19 protein-coding genes and 1 pseudogene are annotated in these 19,537 nt (G+C 48.7%); 5 read left to right on the plus strand and 15 right to left on the minus strand.

The annotated features are described in order from the left end of the window. Positions 1-150 precede the first annotated feature (150 nt). From Q0991_RS00240 to sufB, 4 genes are read right to left on the minus strand one after another with little or no spacing between them, the layout of a single operon-like run. The gene (locus Q0991_RS00240; protein ID WP_299484491.1) at positions 151-1,413 is read right to left on the minus strand and encodes a SufS family cysteine desulfurase; all 1,263 of its coding nucleotides are present in this window, start codon (positions 1,411-1,413) and stop codon (positions 151-153) included. 18 nt (positions 1,414-1,431) lie between these two features. After that, positions 1,432-2,736, minus strand: coding sequence for a Fe-S cluster assembly protein SufD (gene sufD / locus Q0991_RS00245; RefSeq protein WP_299484492.1), 1,305 nt, complete (start codon positions 2,734-2,736; stop codon positions 1,432-1,434). Further along, positions 2,736-3,524: a Fe-S cluster assembly ATPase SufC gene (gene sufC / locus Q0991_RS00250; RefSeq protein ID WP_010480921.1), complete on the minus strand. Its 789-nt coding sequence runs from the start codon at positions 3,522-3,524 to the stop codon at positions 2,736-2,738. Before sufC ends, sufD begins: the two co-directional genes overlap by 1 nt. 51 nt (positions 3,525-3,575) lie before the next feature. Next, positions 3,576-5,012, minus strand: a complete 1,437-nt coding sequence (sufB, locus tag Q0991_RS00255; protein WP_299484493.1) for a Fe-S cluster assembly protein SufB — start codon at positions 5,010-5,012, stop codon at positions 3,576-3,578. Positions 5,013-5,207: 195 nt separating this feature from the next. Between sufB and sufR the strand changes: the two genes are divergently transcribed. Then, on the plus strand, positions 5,208-5,855 hold the full coding sequence (gene sufR / locus Q0991_RS00260; RefSeq protein ID WP_299484495.1) for an iron-sulfur cluster biosynthesis transcriptional regulator SufR: 648 nt from the start codon (positions 5,208-5,210) through the stop codon (positions 5,853-5,855). Between the two features lie 135 nt (positions 5,856-5,990). Here sufR and Q0991_RS00265 read toward each other — a convergent pair. Continuing rightward, positions 5,991-6,434, minus strand: a pseudogene (locus Q0991_RS00265) (GNAT family acetyltransferase). Positions 6,435-6,525: 91 nt separating this feature from the next. Beyond that, a complete protein-coding gene (locus Q0991_RS00270) occupies positions 6,526-7,032 on the minus strand; it encodes a hypothetical protein (RefSeq protein ID WP_299484496.1) in 507 nt (168 codons plus the stop codon). Between the two features lie 139 nt (positions 7,033-7,171). Here Q0991_RS00270 and Q0991_RS00275 point away from each other — a divergent pair, with 139 nt between their 5' ends. Next, positions 7,172-7,543: a hypothetical protein gene (locus Q0991_RS00275; RefSeq protein WP_299484497.1), complete on the plus strand. Its 372-nt coding sequence runs from the start codon at positions 7,172-7,174 to the stop codon at positions 7,541-7,543. Positions 7,544-7,760: 217 nt separating this feature from the next. Next, positions 7,761-8,327, plus strand: a complete 567-nt coding sequence (locus Q0991_RS00280; protein WP_299484498.1) for a hypothetical protein — start codon at positions 7,761-7,763, stop codon at positions 8,325-8,327. 64 nt (positions 8,328-8,391) lie between these two features. Here Q0991_RS00280 and Q0991_RS00285 read toward each other — a convergent pair whose 3' ends face one another. The 3 genes from Q0991_RS00285 to psbD form a co-directional block, all read right to left on the minus strand. Next, positions 8,392-9,321 carry a cytochrome b N-terminal domain-containing protein gene (locus tag Q0991_RS00285; RefSeq protein WP_299484499.1) on the minus strand — a complete coding sequence of 310 codons (930 nt, stop codon included), beginning with the start codon at positions 9,319-9,321 and terminating at the stop codon, positions 8,392-8,394. Position 9,322: 1 nt separating this feature from the next. Continuing rightward, a complete protein-coding gene (locus tag Q0991_RS00290) occupies positions 9,323-9,652 on the minus strand; it encodes a PadR family transcriptional regulator (protein ID WP_299484500.1) in 330 nt (109 codons plus the stop codon). Positions 9,653-9,860: 208 nt separating this feature from the next. After that, entirely contained in the window at positions 9,861-10,916 is a 1,056-nt protein-coding gene (psbD, locus tag Q0991_RS00295) for a photosystem II D2 protein (photosystem q(a) protein) (protein ID WP_299484501.1), read from the minus strand. A 758-nt stretch (positions 10,917-11,674) separates the two neighbouring features. Here psbD and Q0991_RS00300 point away from each other — a divergent pair. Both Q0991_RS00300 and Q0991_RS00305 read left to right on the plus strand, forming a co-directional pair. Beyond that, positions 11,675-13,786: a protelomerase family protein gene (locus tag Q0991_RS00300; RefSeq protein WP_299484502.1), complete on the plus strand. Its 2,112-nt coding sequence runs from the start codon at positions 11,675-11,677 to the stop codon at positions 13,784-13,786. A 36-nt stretch (positions 13,787-13,822) separates the two neighbouring features. After that, positions 13,823-15,106 (plus strand): diguanylate cyclase, encoded by a 1,284-nt coding sequence (locus Q0991_RS00305; RefSeq protein WP_299484503.1) that lies wholly within the window; start codon positions 13,823-13,825, stop codon positions 15,104-15,106. Positions 15,107-15,142: 36 nt separating this feature from the next. Here the strand turns inward: Q0991_RS00305 and Q0991_RS00310 are convergent, their stop codons facing one another. The 6 genes from Q0991_RS00310 to Q0991_RS00335 all read right to left on the minus strand — a co-directional run. Further along, positions 15,143-15,601 (minus strand): pentapeptide repeat-containing protein, encoded by a 459-nt coding sequence (locus Q0991_RS00310; protein WP_299484504.1) that lies wholly within the window; start codon positions 15,599-15,601, stop codon positions 15,143-15,145. A gap of 112 nt (positions 15,602-15,713) precedes the next feature. Beyond that, the gene (folE, locus tag Q0991_RS00315; protein WP_299484505.1) at positions 15,714-16,367 is read right to left on the minus strand and encodes a GTP cyclohydrolase I FolE; all 654 of its coding nucleotides are present in this window, start codon (positions 16,365-16,367) and stop codon (positions 15,714-15,716) included. Between the two features lie 102 nt (positions 16,368-16,469). Beyond that, positions 16,470-17,192: an SDR family oxidoreductase gene (locus Q0991_RS00320; protein ID WP_299484506.1), complete on the minus strand. Its 723-nt coding sequence runs from the start codon at positions 17,190-17,192 to the stop codon at positions 16,470-16,472. Between the two features lie 220 nt (positions 17,193-17,412). After that, a complete protein-coding gene (locus Q0991_RS00325; RefSeq protein ID WP_299484507.1) occupies positions 17,413-18,390 on the minus strand; it encodes an acetyl-CoA carboxylase carboxyltransferase subunit alpha in 978 nt (325 codons plus the stop codon). Positions 18,391-18,604: 214 nt separating this feature from the next. Beyond that, positions 18,605-19,348: a 3-oxoacyl-[acyl-carrier-protein] reductase gene (gene fabG / locus Q0991_RS00330; RefSeq protein WP_299484508.1), complete on the minus strand. Its 744-nt coding sequence runs from the start codon at positions 19,346-19,348 to the stop codon at positions 18,605-18,607. Positions 19,349-19,432: 84 nt separating this feature from the next. After that, positions 19,433-19,537, minus strand: a 105-nt coding sequence (locus tag Q0991_RS00335) for a hypothetical protein (protein ID WP_299484510.1), incomplete at its 5' end; no start/stop codon positions are given.

Raw genomic sequence — 19,537 nt, forward strand, 5'->3', positions numbered from 1 at the left:
AAAGGCTGGAGCCATTTTAATCTGTGTCGATGGAAGGCTATGCAGTGAGAGGGTTTCAGATAATTTGACCCATGGAATAAAACCCGAAATGAGTTGTAAATCTGAACCAATTAGCTATACACAGTCACAATTCAAGGAATTGCGAAATACTTACCCAAAAATACTGCCGAAAAATTCTACAGCTTCTTTAAGTGAGTTGATAAACGTATCAATTTCCTCGCGAGTGTTGTAAAAATAGAGACTTGCTCTGGCCGTAGACGACACCTTCAGATGCCGATGCAAAGGCTGAGTACAGTGATGTCCGGCCCGAATGGCTACACCTGCTTGATCCAAAATCGTGGAGAGATCGTGGGGATGCACATCCCCTGCCGTAAAGGAAGCCAATGCCGCTCGACCTGTCCCATCTATATTGGGCTGAGGACCATAGACCTGCACCTCAGAAATCTCTCGCAGCCGCTTAAACAGGTAAGCCGTTAACTCCGCTTCATAGGCATGAATCTTGTCCATACCAATTTGGGTCAAGTAATCAACCGCTGCCCCTAGGCCCACTGCCTCACCAATGGCAGGGGTGCCTGCCTCAAACTTGTGGGGTAAATCTGCATAGGTGGCATGGTCTAGAAACACATCGGCAATCATTTCACCGCCGCCCAAGAAGGGGGACATGCTACGCAGCAAATCCAGCTTACCGTAGAGGAAGCCAATGCCCGTGGGGGCGCACATTTTATGGCCAGACGCCACCAGCCAATCGCAGTCGATCTTCTGGACATCGATGGGCATATGGGGGACACTTTGGCAGGCATCGATCAGCACTTTGGCATTGTATTGGTGTGCGATCGCAACAATCTCTTCCACCGGATTTACACAGCCCAAGGTATTGGACACATGTACCACCCCCACCAGTTTGGTGCGGTCATTCACCAGAGTTTTGAACTGCTCTAAAGCAAAGGCTTGATTCTCATCCAGCTCCACAAACTTGAGCACCGCCCCGGTTTTCTGGGCCACCCACTGCCAGGGAATCAAATTACTGTGATGCTCCATCACCGTCAGGATGACTTCATCGCCAGCCTTGAGATTATTCATTCCCCAGCTATAAGCCACCAGGTTAATCCCTTCACTGGCATTGCGGGTATAGACAATCTCTTGACGAGACGCCGCATTGACAAAGGCCGCCACCTTATCTCGTGCCCCCTCATAGGCATCCGTCGCCCGACCACTCAGGGTATGGACCCCTCGGTGGACATTGGCATTATCTTGCTCGTAATAGGCCTGCAGTGCTTCCAAGACAGAGGTCGGTTTCTGAGAGGTGGCCGCACTATCCAAATAGACCAAGGGACTCTCCTGAATTTGCTGATGCAAAATGGGAAAGTTAGGACGAACCTGAAGGGCTAGAGACTTTTCTTGGATGGCAATCATAGGTGCAGAATCACGAATCTAACGTATTTGGGACAACACAGCGTTTAGCAGAGTCTGGCGCTGCTCAGCAATGGGCAATTGATCAATAATTTCCGCCGCAAACCCCTCGACCAGCAAATCGCAAGCGCTATTGCGGTCTAACCCCCGGCTTTGTAAATAAAAGACTTCTTCATCGTCTAGCTGACTGACCGTGGCCCCGTGGGCGCACTTAACATCATCGGCAATAATTTCTAGCTGTGGTTTGGTGTCCACCCGCGCCTTGGCCGACAGCAGCAAATTGCGGCTGAGCTGGCTGGCATTGGTCTGCTGAGCCAACTTGGGCACAAACACTCGGCCATTAAACACCGCGCGAGCGCGATTATCAACGATGCACTTATGCAACTGCTGGGCTGTACAGTGGGGACCGGTAAAGGAGAGATCAGAGTGGGTGTCGGCCACCTGCTGATCTACCGCTAGGGTCAACCCATTTAAGGTGGTATCCGTTTGTTCCGCCGTAGGCACCACCACGGGGTTATGGCGGGACATCTGTCCCCCCAGGCTCAGGCTAGTCAGAGCATAGCGACTATCGCGATCCTGGGACACTGATGTCGTACCGATATGAAAGGCCGTTTTAGCATCCCGCTGAATTCGATGGTGGTGAAGCTGAGCATTTTGCCCCAAGTTCACTTCCGTTACTGCGTTCGTAAAGTAGGACGCTGCTTTGACCGCTGCATATTCTTCTATCAAAGTGGCTGCGCTATTGGCTTCAGCTACCACCAGCCCTCGAGGCGAGGTGATTATCGGTGTATCTCCTGTAGTCAAATACAACAGATGGATGGGGGCTTCAATCACCTGATTTTTGGCAATGCGTAAGACGGCAACATCGGCAAAGCTAGCGGTATTGAGAGCCGTAAAGACTTCTGACAATCCCGGCTGCTGACCCAGCTCAGGTAGGTTGCCTGCATCCGCCAAGGTACTGATGCTTAATCCCGTAGGTAAGTGATCGATGGCCGATAAATCAGGGGCAAACCAGCCATTGACAAAGACCAGCCGTACTGGGGCCTCTGCCAAGATCAATGGGGCAATTTCCTCTAGGGAGAGCGACGCAGCAGTAGGAGCGGTAAAAGCAGTTTTGTACAGACCTGACAGATCTGTAAATCGCCAGTCCTCATCCCGATTACTGGGCAGACCTCGCTCTTGGACAATACTCAGAGCGCTCTGTCGCATATCTTCCAGCCCTTTCGGATTGGGCCGCTGAGCGAGAAGATGGGTCAAATAGGCTTGCCGATCCTGGGTTGCAGTGGAAAGGGCTGCGACGGCTTCGGGGTTTACTTCTACGGTCATTAGACTGCCACCTCAGCCACATCTTCTGCTTTCACCCAGTCATAACCTTTGGCTTCCAGCTCTTGAGCCAGTTCCTTGCCACCTGTGGTTAAGATTTTGCCCTCGGCCATCACATGCACAAAGTCAGGGACGATATAGTCCAGCAATCGCTGATAGTGGGTGATCATCAGCGTAGCGTTTTCAGGCTTAGCCAATTGGTTGACGCCATTGGCGACAATCTTCAGGGCATCAATATCTAAGCCGGAATCCGTTTCGTCCAGGATGGCCAAGGTGGGCTCTAGAAGAGCCATCTGCAAGATTTCATTGCGCTTCTTTTCACCGCCAGAAAAGCCTTCGTTCACACTGCGATCGAGGAAGGCCGGGTCCATCTTAACCACGTCTAAGCGTTCCCGCACCAAATCATCAAAATCAAAGGCGTCTAGCTCTTCTAGACCTTCATGCTGACGCTTGGAATTAAAGGACACCCGCAGGAAGTCCAGATTGCTCACCCCAGGAATTTCTAAAGGATATTGAAAGGCTAAAAACACGCCCGAGCGGGACCGTTCTTCTGGTTCCAGTTCCAGGAGATTCTGGCCCTTATAAATGACCTCGCCGCCGGTGACCGTATAGGCGGGGTGCCCAGCCAATACCTTAGAGAAGGTACTTTTCCCCGATCCATTTGGCCCCATAATGGCATGGATTTCTCCCGCCTTAATTTCTAGATTTAACCCCTTCAGAATTGGAGTTCCATCCACATCGGCCGTCAAATTACGGACCGACAGAATCACATCGCTATTGTCAATAATCACGCCTGAACCTCTAACTGCGTCTAACGTCTAGTACTGCTTTGGTCGGAAACCTTATCCCACACTTCCTTCTAACTTCAGGCTTAAAAGCCGATCGGCTTCCACGGCAAATTCCATCGGCAGTTGATTAAACACATCCTGACAGAAGCCGCTAATCATCATCGACACCGCATCTTCTACGGAAATACCCCGCTGGGCAAAGTAGAAGAGCTGGTCTTCTCCAATCTTGGAGGTGGAAGCTTCATGCTCCACTTTCGTTTGGTTATTTTGCACCTGGATATAGGGGAAGGTGTTGGCCTCGGCATCACTGCCAATCAGCATGGAATCACACTGGGAGTAATTGCGAGAGCCATCGGCCTTCGGCCCCATCCGTACCAAACCGCGATAGCTGTTTTGGGAGCGGCCTGCGGAAATGCCCTTGGAAATAATCGTGCTGCGGGTATTTTTGCCCACATGGATCATCTTGGTGCCCGTGTCCGCCTGTTGCTTATTGTTGGTCAGAGCCACAGAATAAAACTCACCGACGGAGTTATCGCCCACCAACACACAACTGGGATATTTCCAGGTAATCGCTGACCCAGTCTCTACCTGGGTCCAGGAGATTTTGGAATTCTTGCCCGCACACAGGCCCCGTTTGGTCACAAAGTTATAGATACCGCCCTTACCGTTCTCGTCACCCGCATACCAGTTCTGGACCGTGGAATATTTAATATCGGCGTCATCCAAGGCCACCAGCTCTACCACCGCAGCGTGGAGCTGATTGGTATCGAACATGGGTGCGGTACAGCCTTCTAGATAGCTGACCTGGCTACCTTCTTCGGCAATAATCAGAGTGCGCTCAAACTGTCCCGCCCCTTCGGTATTGATGCGGAAATAAGTGGACAGTTCCATGGGGCATTTCACACCCTTAGGAATGTACACAAAGGAACCATCACTAAATACCGCCGAGTTGAGGGCCGAGAAAAAATTATCGTTAATGGGCACCACGCTTCCCAGATATTTCTCCACCAGCTCGGGAAAATCCTTAAGGGCTTCAGAAATAGAGCAGAAGATCACCCCTTCCTTGGCTAGCTGCTCTTTAAAGGTGGTGGCCACAGAGACGCTATCAAACACCGCATCTACGGCCACATTGCTGAGTCGCTTCTGCTCTGATAAGGGAATACCAAGTTTATCGAAGGTTTCTAGCAGCGCCGGATCCACATCATCTAAACTCTTTTTCTTTTCTTGCTCCTTAGGAGCGGAGTAGTAGGTGATGTCTTGATAATCAATGGCCGGATAGTCAACATGGGGCCAAGTGGGCTCCTTCATCTTTAGCCACTGGCGATAGGCCTTGAGTCGAAACTCCTGCATAAAAGCCGGCTCTTCCTTTTTGGCCGAGATCAAGCGAATCACATCTTCGCTCAGTCCCTTAGGAATGGTTTCAACTTCAATATCCGTGACAAAGCCGTATTTGTAGGGTTGATTGACCAGATTTTCAACGGTTGCGGTCATGGGGGGTGTTCTCTCAGAGCAAGTGGCGCGCGTGTATAATCATAAAACAACAACTTTGTTGTTCAACACCATCATAGAGTACTTTAGCAACATTTATGTTGTCAAAGTCGAGAGAAATTGTTGTAATAGGTTAAACCGCTTCTTGGGATTGGCCCTTCAAAAACCAATGTTGATTGCTGCTTGGACATCTCAATTGTGAACACCGCCTCTTCCACAAAACAAGATATCCTTCAGCATTTGCTCAAGCAGGGGCAAGCCAATACCCATGAGCTAGCAGAGCAGCTACAGGTGACGCCCCAAGCCATTCGCCGTCATCTCAAAGACCTAGAATCAGAAGGACTCATCCTATTTGAGAGCGTTCATGCCGGGACTGGACGCCCCCAACATATGTATCAGTTGAGTCGAGCGGGGCGCGATCGCTTCCCGGATCACCACGATACCTTTGCGATCGATTTACTCGATACCCTCTCAGAAACCGTTGGCAAGGACCAAATGCGGGTGATTCTCCGCAAACAGTGGGAACGCAAGGCCCTGGAATATCAACAAAAATTAGGCCCCGGCACCTTGGCAGAGCGGGTGGCCAAACTGGTGAAGCTGCGGGCAGCCGAAGGCTATATGGCTGAGTACTACCCGATTCCCGAAGATGCTGATCCCATGAAGGCGACGCGATTTATCCTTACGGAATATAATTGCGCCATTTCCCAGGTGGCCGAGACCTTTCCTAGCGTGTGTGACAATGAGCTGGAAATGTTTGCCATTGCCCTGAAAGATTGCCAGGTGGAAAGAACCCACTGGCTCGTCAATGGCGAGCATCGCTGTGGATACTTGATTGAGGCGGATTAGTTCAATCTTGTGGATCTTGTCCTCTTTTGCTAATCCAATACAAAAGGGAGAAAGAAGGTCAGCGTTCACTGGGCTGCGATAAAAACTGGCAAGCAAACAAAAAATATCCCATCGTCGCTCCGGTACACCCGATGGTTATCCGCCGTCTGGAGAGTAAGGCGGTGCATCGGGAATCAGGCGTTTTCCAAAGCTAAAGACAGGATCACGGGAAAATCCGATAGATTCGTAGAACGAGATTGCCTGTTCGTTGTCATCACGAATCTGGAGACTAATCTTCGGACATCCTTTTTGAAGCAACCGACGCTCAGCTTCCAGCATCAGCTCGCGTCCAATACCGGAACGCTGGTGATCCGGATCGACAGCGAGGTAATTTATCCAACCCCGGTGACCATCGTAGCCAACCATCACAGAACCGATGATTGCCGAAGCATCGACAGCTACGATCAGCTAATCAGGTTGACCATCCAGCTTCCGTTTAATGTCGAGGATCGGGTTATTCCATGGTCGTGTCAAACGGCACTTGTTCCAGAGGCGAATAACGTCGTGTTGGTCAGTCGGCTTGAAATTTCGAATAAGCATAGGTTTCAGTCGGATCACGTTCGTGGTCAGGAGTAGCAAAACACTTTTACATAACCACCAAGTCCTTCAACCGTATGCTGCACTGGGGTTGTTATGATGCGTTTACAGTATCAACAAACTGGACAATTCGTTTGATTAATCCTGCATCAGTTAAGTCTCCCACCATCAATCCGTGTGACAATATCTCCCCACTATCTCGCTGCAATCGCCATGGGAGTCGGAATACACTATGATGCATATCGATTTGTCCCTCAGCTTTTAACTCGTGATCGAAACGCGCTCGGAATTTCTCAATTAAAGCTTGCATTCCGTCAATTCCCTGAACTGGGTCTGGCGCGTGAGGGTCGATATAAATTGCCTTACCTGTCATACAGCTTTGCAGTAAACTCCGTCTTTCGTTAAAAGTTTTTGCATTCCACGCAGCTAGGTAATCTTGGATGGATTGAATCATAAACCCCTCATTCATCAGATTCGGTGGGCATTGCTTTGGATCTTGATAGGCATTCTCCATTGCTAAAGGGCGAACATCTTCAAAGATAGCGTAATGATTTCCACTGGGGTCTTGGAACACAAAATAAGTTCCATTAGGCATTTCCATGGGGCCATGGTCGGCTAAGCTAAAGCATTGACCTCTTTACCTCGTCTACTAGATCACCTGAAGTGGTCAAGAGTCAATCTCACACTTATTGCACCTAAAATTTGTTTTCACACCTACAAATTTGCATACCTATTAAACAATGGCAGAACTTCCCCAATCCTTGAGTGGTCTGCTCACCCTCGAAGAAAATGCCCAAATCGACCAAACGCTGCTCCCCACACGAGAGCGATTTTCGATTCGACTGACGGTTTACTGTTGGCGATACTTGCAACAACTCAGCGAAAAACTGCAAACCCCGATTGAATCCCTACAATCTGAGCAAATCCATGAATGGGTTGCAAAAGATACCCAATTGCAAGAGGGGCAACATGTGGATGCTGCCTTTATGGATTGGTTTAGTCATCTGGTGACCTCATCCTTGAATCCTTTGGGGGCTATTTCGCAACATTATCAAGTCCCTATTAAGGATTTGACATTGAAAAAAGTGATGGGTTGGTATTTACAACAATAAATTCGACCCATCTGAGCCTGAAATCCGTTAAAACCCAGATAATATCGATGATGTATTGCATCAATAAATTCAGCTCAATCAGGTCTAACCACTGCTTCTAAAGCCGATTTTCTCACTTTTGCTTACTTTTTCTAACGATCGACTACTTAACAATATTCACTTCAAGAATGATATTTTGCTACTTTGGAAAAAGCGTTTAGCAGGCTAAGCGATAGAAATGACGATTGGCCCTACCCTAATCCAAAATTCCCTCAAAATTGGTGAGCGATTGTGTGCTTCAGATCTGATCTCACCCCACCAATTAGAAACAGCCCTGTATGAGCAGAATTTGTATAACACAATGCGCTTGGGGGAAATCTTAGTTTTGCATGGTTGGGTTCTACCCGAGACAGCCGACTTTTTTGGCGATCAGTGGCCCTATCTGAATGCCTTAGCCGATCCTGTCCCCATCGGTAGTTATTTTCGTCGCGCTGGGTTGATCGATAGAAATATCATCGAAACCATCTTGGCTTCCCAAAAAAAGACGGGACTCCGTTTTGGTGCGCTTGCCGTTCTCAACGGCTACATTCGACAAGCCACACTGGATTTTTTTGTAGAGCAGTTTTATCCCAACCATGTGGGTGAACCCCCTTACATGATCATTGATCCAGATCACCTCGATGGCACCAAGCCATTCGTCTTGTTCGAACAGGCTGATGAGGAGCCTTCCTTCGCTTCTCAGTCCCATCCAGAAGAGAGTGAAACATCTTCCGCTTCAAAGGAAAATATTCATTGGTTAAATTAGCCTTGATTACCCATTGCACAGATAAGCAGGGATTTAAACAAGGGATTCAAGACAAAGTATTTCCCTACTCATCCATTGCCTCTTCAGTACAAAGGGGTAGGCGTGATGATTCCCGCTGTAACTCTTGCGTGACCAGGGCTAAAAGGTGAATTGTAGAGAGTAGCAAGGCGGCGATCGCAAGTACGTAGCTATGCAATGTATACATATGCTGGAGCGTCAGGGTATTGATGGTACTCCCCCCTGCAAGCACCTCTCGCAAGAATGAGCCAGCAGGTAGGGATTCGATAATGCTGAGTTCAATCTTAAATCGCCAAAATCCGACCTGATCCCAATTCAGAATAATTGCGGTCCAACTAAGGCCTATGGCTGCAAGGGTTAGGCAGATACCGCTAATCCATGCCGTTAGCCAGGACGCCATAAATTGCCGTCCTAAAAACATCACTATAATTTGCACAAGGGCCAGCACAATTAGGCCATTCCCAGCGATATTGTGCAAACTGAGCATGAGATTGCCATTGGCAATTTGATGGGCGATCGCATTTAAAGAGAGATAGGCTCCCTCTGCCGTCGGTTGATAATAAAATGCCAGCATCACCCCGGTCAGAGCAGCTACGCCACAGAGGGTTAACCCCGCCATTGCCAATAGTGTTGCCAGTCTTTGTAGTCCTAAATAAGGACGCGTGAGCGATCGGGATTGAGTTGAAAGCATCCTTTGTTCCGGCGTAGGGGTAACCTCGTCAGTCCATTGTCCTAACAATCTGCTAGAGAACTGAATAACCCTATTGCGACCCACCACGCTAAAGATGTAGAGGAGAAAGTAAAGCAGTCGCCACTGAAAAATTAAACTGGCCAACCCCTGTGAGTATTGCGTTTGCAATTTAGGGTAAGAGGTTACGATAGCTCTCAACCAATCCTGATGAGCTTGCCATTCCTTCGGAAATTGGCGAACAATCCGCCCGACCTTTTTAGCAAGGACAAGATCTGCCTCAGACATATCAAACCCCCTCTGTTTCAGGTATCCAGTTGGCTACTCCAGCGAGGAGCTGTTGTTTTAGATCGAGGGCTTGCAGTCCTGCAGTGGTAATCCGGTAGTATTTGCGCCTAGCCCCACTATGTTCTTCCGCAGGTTCATCCCCCCATTCAGACTGAACCAACCCTTTTTTTTCGAGTTTCTTCAAATTGGGATAGAGGGAATTGAACCCAATTTGTTTTCCCCCACTGTTTTCAATCGCAGCTAAAATCTCTAGGCCATAGCGTCGGTGTAACCGCAATGCCGCTAGGATAACCTCCTGGTTGGGGGTCAAACGCAAGTCTAGTTCACTCATGCCAACCCAAGCAGATCCTTAAAAAGCTTATATCTAAAATATAGCACTATATCTAAAAAATGAATATATATTTTATTGCTCTAGATAACTGGAGTTCAGATAAAACCCATTTTTGAGGTTCTTTTACAGATGAATGTAGGTTTCAGCCGATGCAAGGATCAGGTGGACAGATTATTCCGAACTCCAGTCATGGAGGAAGTTGCAGTGTTTACAACGCATTTCCTCTGGGTAAGACCTCCTCGGGGAATATAAAGTTCTCATGGATTTGATCTTGAGGGGCCATCCATGCCCTTAGCCCTTCATTCAGTAGGATATTCTTTGTGTAAAACGTTTCATATTCTGGATCTTCTGCTGCTCGGATTTCTTGGCTGACGAAATCGTAGGCTCTCATATTGAGCGCAATCCCCACTAGGCCAATAGCCGACGCCCATAACCCCGTAACTGGAACAAATAGCATAAAAAAATGTAGCCAGCGCTTGTTAGAGAAGGCAATTCCAAAAATCTGAGACCAGAAGCGATTGGCCGTTACCATTGAATAGGTTTCTTCCGACTGAGTTGGACTAAAACCACTAAAGGTATTGGCGTCTTTCGTATCTTCAAATAAAGTGTTTTCTACAGTTGCGCCATGAATAGCACATAGAAGCGCCCCACCTAAAATACCCGCTACCCCCATCATGTGAAAGGGATTAAGCGTTAGATTATGAAACCCTTGGACAAAGAGTAAGAAGCGGAAAATACTGGCTACACCCCAACTGGGGGCAAAGAACCAGCTGGACTGGCCTAAGGGATACATTAAAAAAACGGAGACAAAAACAGCGATGGGACCGCTGAAAGCGACTGCATTATAGGGCCGGACGTTCACCAAACGGGCAATTTCAAATTGACGCAGCATAAAGCCAATCAGGCCAAAGGCACCATGCAGCGTAACGAAATTCCACAAGCCCCCAAGCTGGCACCACCGAGTAAAATCCCCCTGGGCTTCGGGCCCCCACAACAATAGTAGGGAATGCCCCATACTGTCAGCAGGAGTAGAGACGGCTGCCGTTAAGAAATTACAGCCTTCTAAATAGGAACTGGCTAGGCCATGCGTGTACCAAGAGGTCACGAACGTTGTCCCGGTGAACCAGCCGCCAATGGATAGAAAAGCACAGGGAAATAGCAATAATCCTGACCAGCCAATAAAAACAAAGCGATCGCGCTTTAGCCAATCGTCAAGAACATCGAACCAGCCCCGCTCCTGGGCACGTCCAAGTGCAATTGTCATCGGATAACCTCCAGGCAAGTATTAAATTACGAATCGTACGTATTCGATTCAGTTGTTTATTAAGTTCCTAACTGCATTTCTGCAGCCCCATACGCAATAATCATCAAACTGATATTGAGTCAGATGGAGTGCTGTGTGACTCAAGTTGTTCGACATCAATCAGAATCAGAAAATCACACCAAAACCTGATCGAAACTCGATGATTAATCAAATGGATAAATGGGCTAATTAACCCCGAAAATTATATATCTGGCGAAATACAGAAAGCCTTATTTTTATTTAGAGACTTTAAGTCAGAGGAGAGACTTAGCGTGTTAAACTCAATTTTTTAGAGCGATGCAAGTGGAGTTTTGACAACGTCAAAGGCTGATGAATGATTTGTTGTTTAGAACGCTTATTTTGAGTCACAGAAGGGTCTGATTTTGTAGAAGGGACTTCTATCCAGCAATGGGGACAAAACCAGCTCACTCTATCAAAGCGGATTTGTCGTAGCAATGTATGCGAACAGCAAGGACAATCAGTCATAAGCTTAATAGAAATAATAGCTGGGACAATAAGCCTGTTATTTCTTGAGCTTAGGGGACAATCATGAGGAAGTTGTGAGGGTAGCATAAGGAAGCAGCGAAGATGGGCCTAAACCCGCACTGTTGAATATTGAAGGAAAGGTCACTATCCCCCTTTTTGCAAAGGTTTTATACCTAATGAAAGATTGACCAGCAAGTATGTAATAATCATCGCAATCTGAACCCTGCAAGTTTATGCGGCGTTGGCTGAAGAAATTATACGACCATCAATTTTTTCCCGCGGTTGCCACCCTGGGTAATTCTCCTCAAGATCGACAGATCGCAGAGCAATGGGCCTCTTGGATGAAGCAACAGTGGCATAAACATGGGCTTAAAACGCTTAAGCAGCAGCGCAATTTGATGACTGAGGTGCGGCAGGCGCTAAAGCAGCAATTAGGGGAGGAGCATGTGGCTGTAGAGACCATGAATTTCTCGCGGGATGAGTGGATTCAAATCAATTTATCGATCAACGATAGAGTTGCAGCCCGCAACGAGCAACAAGGGCTGATTGAACAGCCCGATGCTATTGTCGATCGCGCCAAGATGTTGCTGGATAGTCGGGATTGGTCCGAAATTGCCGCAGGGTTAGCGGTGATAACGGGACGTCGCTGCACCGAACTGTTACAAACAGCCGAATTTACCTATTCTTCCCCCTATAGTGTGTGGTTTACTGGAGCTCTGAAGCGCCGTAAAGAGGAACGGGAACTCCGCTTTGAAATTCCCACCCTGGCCCCGGCTAAACCTGCGATCGCAGCCCTAGATATCCTCAGACAAAAGGTCAATACCGTCGGCTTAGATCTAGAAACCATTAACCGGAAGTACAGTCCTCCTGTTGCCAAAGCTTGCGATCGCTATTTTGCCGAACTCGTTCCTCAACGTGCTGGAAGAGGAACTCTCTATACCCACCTATTTCGGACGATCTATGCTCGGATTGCCACCCATTGGTATGCGCCACCCAGCGTGGCTGATGTTGAATATATGGCGGCTATTCAAGGCCATTTTTTGATCCAGAATGAGCAGGATGCGACGCTGCGCCGATCCTTGGCCTCCACTCGCCACTACAATGACTACAAAATTGGGGATGGTCAAGGAAATATCGATGGTCGCCAAGGCATTCGACTGCGCGATCCAGGAGTACAAGTCCTGCAAGTCTTCCAGCGTGCTACCCCTCAACTTGAACCAGACCCCCTCACTGAATGGGAAGAACAACCGATGATCCGACCTGTGAAACGCCAACGCCCTAAACGGGAAATTTCCACCCTGAGACTTTATCAAGACGAACGCGATCGCTGGCTCCAGGTGCTCGATCAGTTTGAGCCTCGTGGTACCCAGCAAGAAAAAATGTCCATATTGTTGGCATGGCTGGAGCAATCCTTAAAAGACGATCCACCTATCCATGAGACCCCGGATGATTTAGATCAGCTCGCCCACCTGTTTATTGAGCCGCTGCAACCCCTCAGAGACCCAAAGGCTATTCGAACTCTTTGTCAACAGGAAATCTCTGACTTGGAGCAAGACTATTATCCAGAGGATTATTTACCGCTGTATAAACGAGCGATCGCAGAAGCCATTCGTTCGGGACAGCTCCCCTTAATCGATGGTCAAACCGCAGAACGGACCAGCTATACCAAAGAGGGGGTAAATTACGAACAGCGCACCCATTATGCGCTGCTATTCCTAGATGATCTCAATTATGAACTGGAAGACCCCAAATCTGATTCCTTATCGCAGATTACACCGAAAGAGGATGGTGCTTCTAGTCAAGCCGTTCCTCAATCGGCGACCGATCAGAAATTAGATACATTAACCACTGTGTTGACGCAGTTGGTACAGGCGATGCAGGGAGGTCCGGTCGCTCCCCAGCCTATCCCCGAACGAGAGAATCCTCAACGTAAAATGGCCCGAAAAATGGCCCGAAAAAATGGCCATGCCCAACAGGCTGAATTTCCAGCCCCCTCTCCGGAACCTCCACCCCAAAACGCCAAACAGTCGATGCCCAAAAAGAAAGGCAGGCGTCCGGGAAATACCTCTGCTGCGGCAGAGGCCAAAATTATCCAGGCCATCAACGCGATCATGGATTACAACAACGATCCAACGCGGACCTCTGACGAAAAATGGATGATTAGTGCATCTATCCTCAAACGACTGACCAAATCTTATCAAGGGGTCATTCAGCGGGTTTTAGAGGCCCGAGAAGATGAAATTCAACTTCATCATCAGGCCCACGGATTGAGAGGCCGCCATAATATTCGCCATGGTCGAGCGGGGGTCTCCATTGAGCAAGTGATTCAACTTGAAACGGAATAGCAGGTTTTTTGTCTTGTCCTAAGAGAGGCCGTTTTCATGAGTGATATTGATCATGCCAGTGAATCCGTCTTAGAATTCGCGGAGAACTTAATCCTGCAAAAAACCGACACCTATTGTAGTGAACTCCAGCGCCGTATCCTCAGTACTGCTTTGCAGGGAGAGCGCAAAACCTACGATCAGCTAGCAGATGAATGTGGCTATTCCCCCAAGTATGTTAAGCAGGATGTTGCCCCTAAACTCTGGCATTTGCTCTCCCAAGCTCTGGATAAAAAAGTTTCAAAATCTAATGTGCGAATGATCCTAACCCAGGAAATGCGCCGTACGACCCCAGCGACTCCTGCACCTTCATCCTCCCTGGCCGCCGCTGCACCTCCTCCCCTTCAACCCACGGATCTGACTGGAAAAGTCAAAATTCTATTGGTGGATGACCAGCCCCAAAATCTGCAACTGCTTACGGATGTATTAGAAGAGCAGGGCTATGAAGTACTCCAAGCCCTTAACGGTACCATCGCCCTGCAGGCCGTCGCCCTCGATCAACCTCAGTTGATTTTGCTGGATATTCAAATGCCAGAAATGGATGGTTACACGGTTTGTCAACGTCTAAAGGCGGATCCATCCACCCAAGAGATTCCCGTGGTCTTTGTTAGCGCCTTGGATGAATCTTGGGATAAGGTTAAAGCCTTTTCCGTGGGCGGTGTGGACTACATTACCAAACCTTTCAAGGTGGTAGAAGTCCTAGCCCGCGTGCAAAATCAGCTTAAAATTCAGCAACTTCAGCAAGCCCTCCGCGCCCAAAATGCACAACTCCACCAAGCAAATTTGGAATTGCAGCGTCTAGCTGCCTTAGATGACTTGACCCAGGTTGCTAACCGTCGTCGTTTTGATGCCTACCTACTTACATCCTGGCAAGCAGCAATTCAAAACCAACACCCGCTAACATTGGTGTTCTGTCAACTCGATCATTTCAATTTTTATGGCTCAGGGAGCAATCCCCAGCAGGGCGATCAATGTTTATGTGACATTGCTCAAACGATCAAACACGTCATACAAGGCCCAAACGATCTGGTCTGCCGATATGGCACCTTCACCTTTGCCATTGTCCTACCGCAACAGACTTCTGTGCAGGCTGAAGCAATGGCTCAGGAGTTGTTTGAGACAGTCGAAAAACAGGCGATGGGTTCCTCTCCAATCACCTTAAGTATTGGCGTTGCCTCTATTCATCCTAATTCAGACATGGGGATTGAAGCATTTATTGAGGCGAGCGATCGCAACTTGCAGCAGGCTCGTAACAATGGCGGCAATCGCTTTGTAGCCAATTAACGTTCCGCACTTCTGACCATTGTTTAGCTAAGGCCATTAAAAGGACCGTTTAGGAAATTGGGGCAATTGCTTTTTAGGATCTGGCATCCGAAACTCTTGAGAAGGATTGGGGCGCCCACCATAATTCAAGGGGAGTCGAGCCCCCGTTAGAATCGCACCATCTAAGTTGACATCCCGTAAAATAGCTCCGGTTAAGTCAGCATTCGTGAGGTTTGCTTTCTTGAGATTGACGTTGCGAATAAAAGCAAACCGTAGGTCAGCCCCTTCCAAATTTGCTCCTTTCAGATTGGATTTTCTCAAGAATGCCCCTGCCAGGGACGCATTCTCCAAATCGGCCCTTTTAAGATCACACCTAAAGCAGATTCGAGTCTGTTTCAATTTCAAGACGTCATCCATCTTTTCCGCCTGGACTGGTGGAGCAAGGAAAGTGACGCCACCCAGCAAACCTGCGATCGCAATATTGCGACCCATTTTTTTGAGAAGACGGTTGCCCATGGTTTGTAACCCCAACAGTAGCGACAGGGGAGGATCCCCCCTCAACAAAAGCGTATCAACCCTGAGTATGCCCTGAATAGGGGGTAGATTTGCATTTTCCGACCATCCCAACCTAAAAATTATGGGGATGGCGAATAAGATTAAGGAATTCTTCTCGGGTTTTATGATCTTCCTGAAAGACCCCAATCATCGAGCTAGTCACCGTCCAGGAGCCAGGTTTTTGCACCCCACGCATGACCATACACATATGGCTCGCTTCCATCACCACCGCGACGCCTTTGGGTTCGAGGGCCGTTTGGACTGCCTCGGCAATCTGGCGGGTGAGCCGTTCTTGCACCTGTAGACGGCGAGAATACATTTCGACGATCCGAGCCAGCTTACTCAACCCAATCACTTTTTGGTTGGGAATATAGGCCACATGGGCCTTACCGATAAATGGCAGCATATGATGCTCACATAAGCTAAAGGCATCGATATCCCGAACGAGCACCATTTCATCATGGCCTTCGTCAAAGATGGCATTGTTCACCAAATCTTCTAAGGACTGCTGATAGCCACTAGTGAGGAAACGCATCGCCTCCGCAACCCGCTTTGGCGTTTTCAGCAACCCTTCCCGCTCTGGATCTTCACCCACCCCTAACAGCATCGTTTCTACGGCATCCATCATCTCTTCTCTGCTGGCTTGGCGATGGGTGTCTTTCTCCTTCCCTCGTTGAGACAAGCTGCGATCAGGACGAAGTTGAGAATGGTTGGAAGTGGTTGTCATAGAAGAATTAGCCGCATCAGAAGAATTAGGGGAAAAAGTAGTCATTGTTTCAATTCATTGTAAGAAATTTGGTGGGAGAGGTGGTCTGAGGTCTAAAAACGGTTAAAAAGTGCCCGCATTCGGCATCAGTACCAGTTCCTCAATCACTGCATGTTGCGGCATCTGGACAATATGTAAAATCGCTTGGGCCACATCCTCAGGTTTCAACATAGCGGTGCGGTCAAAATCGGCATCTACAGTATCGGTATCCCATAAAGGCGTATTCACCGCACCCGGACAAACTGCCGTTACCCGAATGCCGTGGGGGCGTTCCTCTTGAGCTAAGGCTTTGGTTAAACCCATTAGACCAAACTTGCTGGCGCAATAGGCTCCCCATTGGGGAAACGCTTGCTGTCCCGCAATGGAAACGACATTAATAATGGTGCCTTGCTGTTGAGATCGCATCCCAGGCAGCACCGCTTGGATACACTGAAAGGCACTGGTCAGATTCAAGTTGAGCACCTGTTGCCAGTCTGCCAAGGGCATGTCGATCAGCTCGCCAGTGTATCCCATCCCGGCATTGTTGATCAAAATATCAATGGGGCCACCCTCTTCCAGAAGTTTAGTTATTTGGGAATTGATCTGCTCAGGGGCAGAAAGATCAATAGCAAAGGATTGAACATCACTTCCTTGCCGCAGCTTCTGAGCCAATTCGTCCAGTTGTGTTTGAGAACGACTCACCAATACCAAATCAATATTTGACGCAGCAAATGCTTCGGCGGTTGCCCGACCAATCCCCCTGCTCGCTCCTGTAATCAGAGCTCGCAGTTTCCGTTGAGCTGTCATGCAAAATTCCTAAAATCAATACTCGGTAAAACTCTGCCCAGCAATAAATGCTTTTGCGAACTGAACAAGCAAATCATTGTGGGACTTAAAACGTGCGGGCATGGACTCCTTGAAGCTGTCAGCGCAGATGAGAGGCAGTTGCTGCGCACGAGCTTTCACTAATTGTAAATAAATGTTGCGACCTTGTCATCATACCACTGGTTTAGGATGGCGCGCATACTCAAGGAATCTGGGAGAAAATTCCCATATTCCGAAACTTATGATACCGCTGTTGGCGACGTTCGTGGGGACTGAGCCGCCAGAGTTCTTCTAAGCTGCTAAGAATGGCTGCTTTAATCGTTTCTGCCGCCTGAGCTGGAGCTGAATGGGCACCGCCTGGGGGTTCGGGTAAAATTTCGTCAATAATTCCCAGTTCTTTTAGATCCGTCGCTGTAATTTTAAGGGCTTCAGCTGCTTGGGGGCCTTCCTGGGCATCCCGCCACAGAATCGCTGCACAGGCTTCAGGCGGGGCAACGCTGTAAATCGCATGCTCAAACATCAGTAGCCGATCACCCACGCCAATTCCTAAAGCACCCCCAGACCCGCCTTCGCCAATAACGGTACAGATAATAGGCACTTCTAGTCGAAACATCTCTCGCAGGTTGAGGGCGATGGCTTCTCCTTGGCCAAACTGTTCTGCCTCTAATCCTGCCCAAGCCGCTGGGGTATCAATAAACGAAATAATCGGTAAACCAAACCGATCGGCGTGGTCCATTAACCGCATGGCTTTACGGTAGCCACTGGGAAAGGGCATGCCAAAGTTGCGGGCCACATTGTCCTTGGTATCCCGGCCTTTTTGATGGCCCAACATCAGCACTGGCTGGCCGCCAATCCGTCCTACTCCACCGACAATGGCCGGGTCATCATGGCCCCGTCGATCGCCATGCAATTCCATCCATTCATCACTAATGGCATGGATATAGTCCAAGGTACTGGGCCGTCGGGGGTGCCGGGCTAGTTGCAGCTCCTGCATTGGGGTTAAGCTACTAAAAATCTCCTGTCGAAGCTGCTCCGCCCGACCTTCAAGCTGAGTGATTTGATCCGTCACATCCACGCCATTCTGTTCAGAGAGGCTACGGATCTGCTCAATTCGGTTCTCTAACTCTACTAAGGGTTTTTCAAAATCGAGCAGTTGGAGCTTGCGATCGGAAACAGCCATTCGCAGATACCTAGTCAAACGCTAAACAATTCTAGTCTTGTTGTTCTATCTAACAGTCACACAGACTATTACAATGATTCTAACAAGCGTGCTCTAGGCTGAAAGGGCTTTCAAGCCAACTTGCGGACAACCCCACATTCGTTAAGAGCACTTTAAAATACTACACAATAAAGGGAAACGCCTCAGGGGTTTTATCCGTAAAAATAGGAAAATCCTAAGCCATCACCATGCCACCGTCTACATTAAAGACCTGACCCGTAATGTAAGCACTCGCCGGATCAGCCGCTAAAAACCGGATCATACCAGCAACTTCATCGGGCTGACCATATCGACCCAGAGGGATAAATTTGATAATCTCTTCGGACCCTAGCCCCTCCGTCATATCCGTGGCAATAAAGCCAGGGGCCACTGCATTGACCGTTACTCCACGAGACGCCATTTCCTTAGCAACCGTCTTGGTAAAACCAATAACGCCCGCCTTAGCGGCACTGTAGTTGGCCTGTCCTGGATTCCCCATTTGCCCCGCGACCGAAGCAATATTGATAATTCGACCGGATCGCTGTTTCAGCATCACCTTACTGACGGCCCGGGTACAGAGATAGACTCCGGTTAAATTGAGGTTAATCACGGCCTGCCAGTCTTCCGGCTTCATCCGTAACAGCAACGTGTCTCGAGTGATACCCGCGTTGTTGACCAACACATCAGCACGCCCCCATTTATCCAGTACCGTCTTAAATAAGGTCTCTACTTGATCGACTTCTGCCACATTGGCTTGGAGGGCTAATGCTTCTCCCCCATTGCCTGCAATTTCAGCCACTACTGCATCAGCCGCGCCACTGGAGTTGGCATAGTTAATGACCACCTTAGCTCCTTCACCAGCGAGGGCCAAAGCGGTAGCCCGTCCAATCCCTCGAGAGGCACCCGTAACGATTGCGACCTTATCTTGCAATGAATTCATGAACGGTTCTGAGCCAAAAAAATCTGCTCAACCATCTTATGACATCGCGGGGGCGCGATCGATGTCTCTGTTAGGGAGGCCAAGCTAGGTAGCAGCCCCACTAAATTTAATTTTGAGGTAGTCTTCTTCCATCTTGGCTCCCGCAGGCTGCATGGCAGCAAGGGCCTGAGGCAGAACCAGATTACGGCG

This window comes from Acaryochloris sp. IP29b_bin.137, from assembly GCF_028285745.1.
In the GTDB taxonomy this organism is placed as follows: domain Bacteria; phylum Cyanobacteriota; class Cyanobacteriia; order Thermosynechococcales; family Thermosynechococcaceae; genus Acaryochloris.

Excerpts from the sequence above, each read along its gene's own strand:
- Q0991_RS00240 (WP_299484491.1), bottom strand. The coding sequence starts at position 1,413 with ATGATTGCCATCCAAGAAAAGTCTCTAGCCCTTCAGGTTCGTCCTAAC.
- sufD (WP_299484492.1), bottom strand. The coding sequence starts at position 2,736 with ATGACCGTAGAAGTAAACCCCGAAGCCGTCGCAGCCCTTTCCACTGCA.
- sufB (WP_299484493.1), bottom strand. The coding sequence starts at position 5,012 with ATGACCGCAACCGTTGAAAATCTGGTCAATCAACCCTACAAATACGGC.
- Q0991_RS00270 (WP_299484496.1), bottom strand. The coding sequence starts at position 7,032 with ATGGAAATGCCTAATGGAACTTATTTTGTGTTCCAAGACCCCAGTGGA.
- Q0991_RS00275 (WP_299484497.1), top strand. The coding sequence starts at position 7,172 with ATGGCAGAACTTCCCCAATCCTTGAGTGGTCTGCTCACCCTCGAAGAA.
- Q0991_RS00280 (WP_299484498.1), top strand. The coding sequence starts at position 7,761 with ATGACGATTGGCCCTACCCTAATCCAAAATTCCCTCAAAATTGGTGAG.
- Q0991_RS00285 (WP_299484499.1), bottom strand. The coding sequence starts at position 9,321 with ATGTCTGAGGCAGATCTTGTCCTTGCTAAAAAGGTCGGGCGGATTGTT.
- Q0991_RS00290 (WP_299484500.1), bottom strand. The coding sequence starts at position 9,652 with ATGAGTGAACTAGACTTGCGTTTGACCCCCAACCAGGAGGTTATCCTA.
- psbD (WP_299484501.1), bottom strand. The coding sequence starts at position 10,916 with ATGACAATTGCACTTGGACGTGCCCAGGAGCGGGGCTGGTTCGATGTT.
- Q0991_RS00300 (WP_299484502.1), top strand. The coding sequence starts at position 11,675 with ATGCGGCGTTGGCTGAAGAAATTATACGACCATCAATTTTTTCCCGCG.
- Q0991_RS00305 (WP_299484503.1), top strand. The coding sequence starts at position 13,823 with ATGAGTGATATTGATCATGCCAGTGAATCCGTCTTAGAATTCGCGGAG.
- Q0991_RS00310 (WP_299484504.1), bottom strand. The coding sequence starts at position 15,601 with ATGGGCAACCGTCTTCTCAAAAAAATGGGTCGCAATATTGCGATCGCA.
- folE (WP_299484505.1), bottom strand. The coding sequence starts at position 16,367 with ATGACAACCACTTCCAACCATTCTCAACTTCGTCCTGATCGCAGCTTG.
- Q0991_RS00320 (WP_299484506.1), bottom strand. The coding sequence starts at position 17,192 with ATGACAGCTCAACGGAAACTGCGAGCTCTGATTACAGGAGCGAGCAGG.
- Q0991_RS00325 (WP_299484507.1), bottom strand. The coding sequence starts at position 18,390 with ATGGCTGTTTCCGATCGCAAGCTCCAACTGCTCGATTTTGAAAAACCC.
- fabG (WP_299484508.1), bottom strand. The coding sequence starts at position 19,348 with ATGAATTCATTGCAAGATAAGGTCGCAATCGTTACGGGTGCCTCTCGA.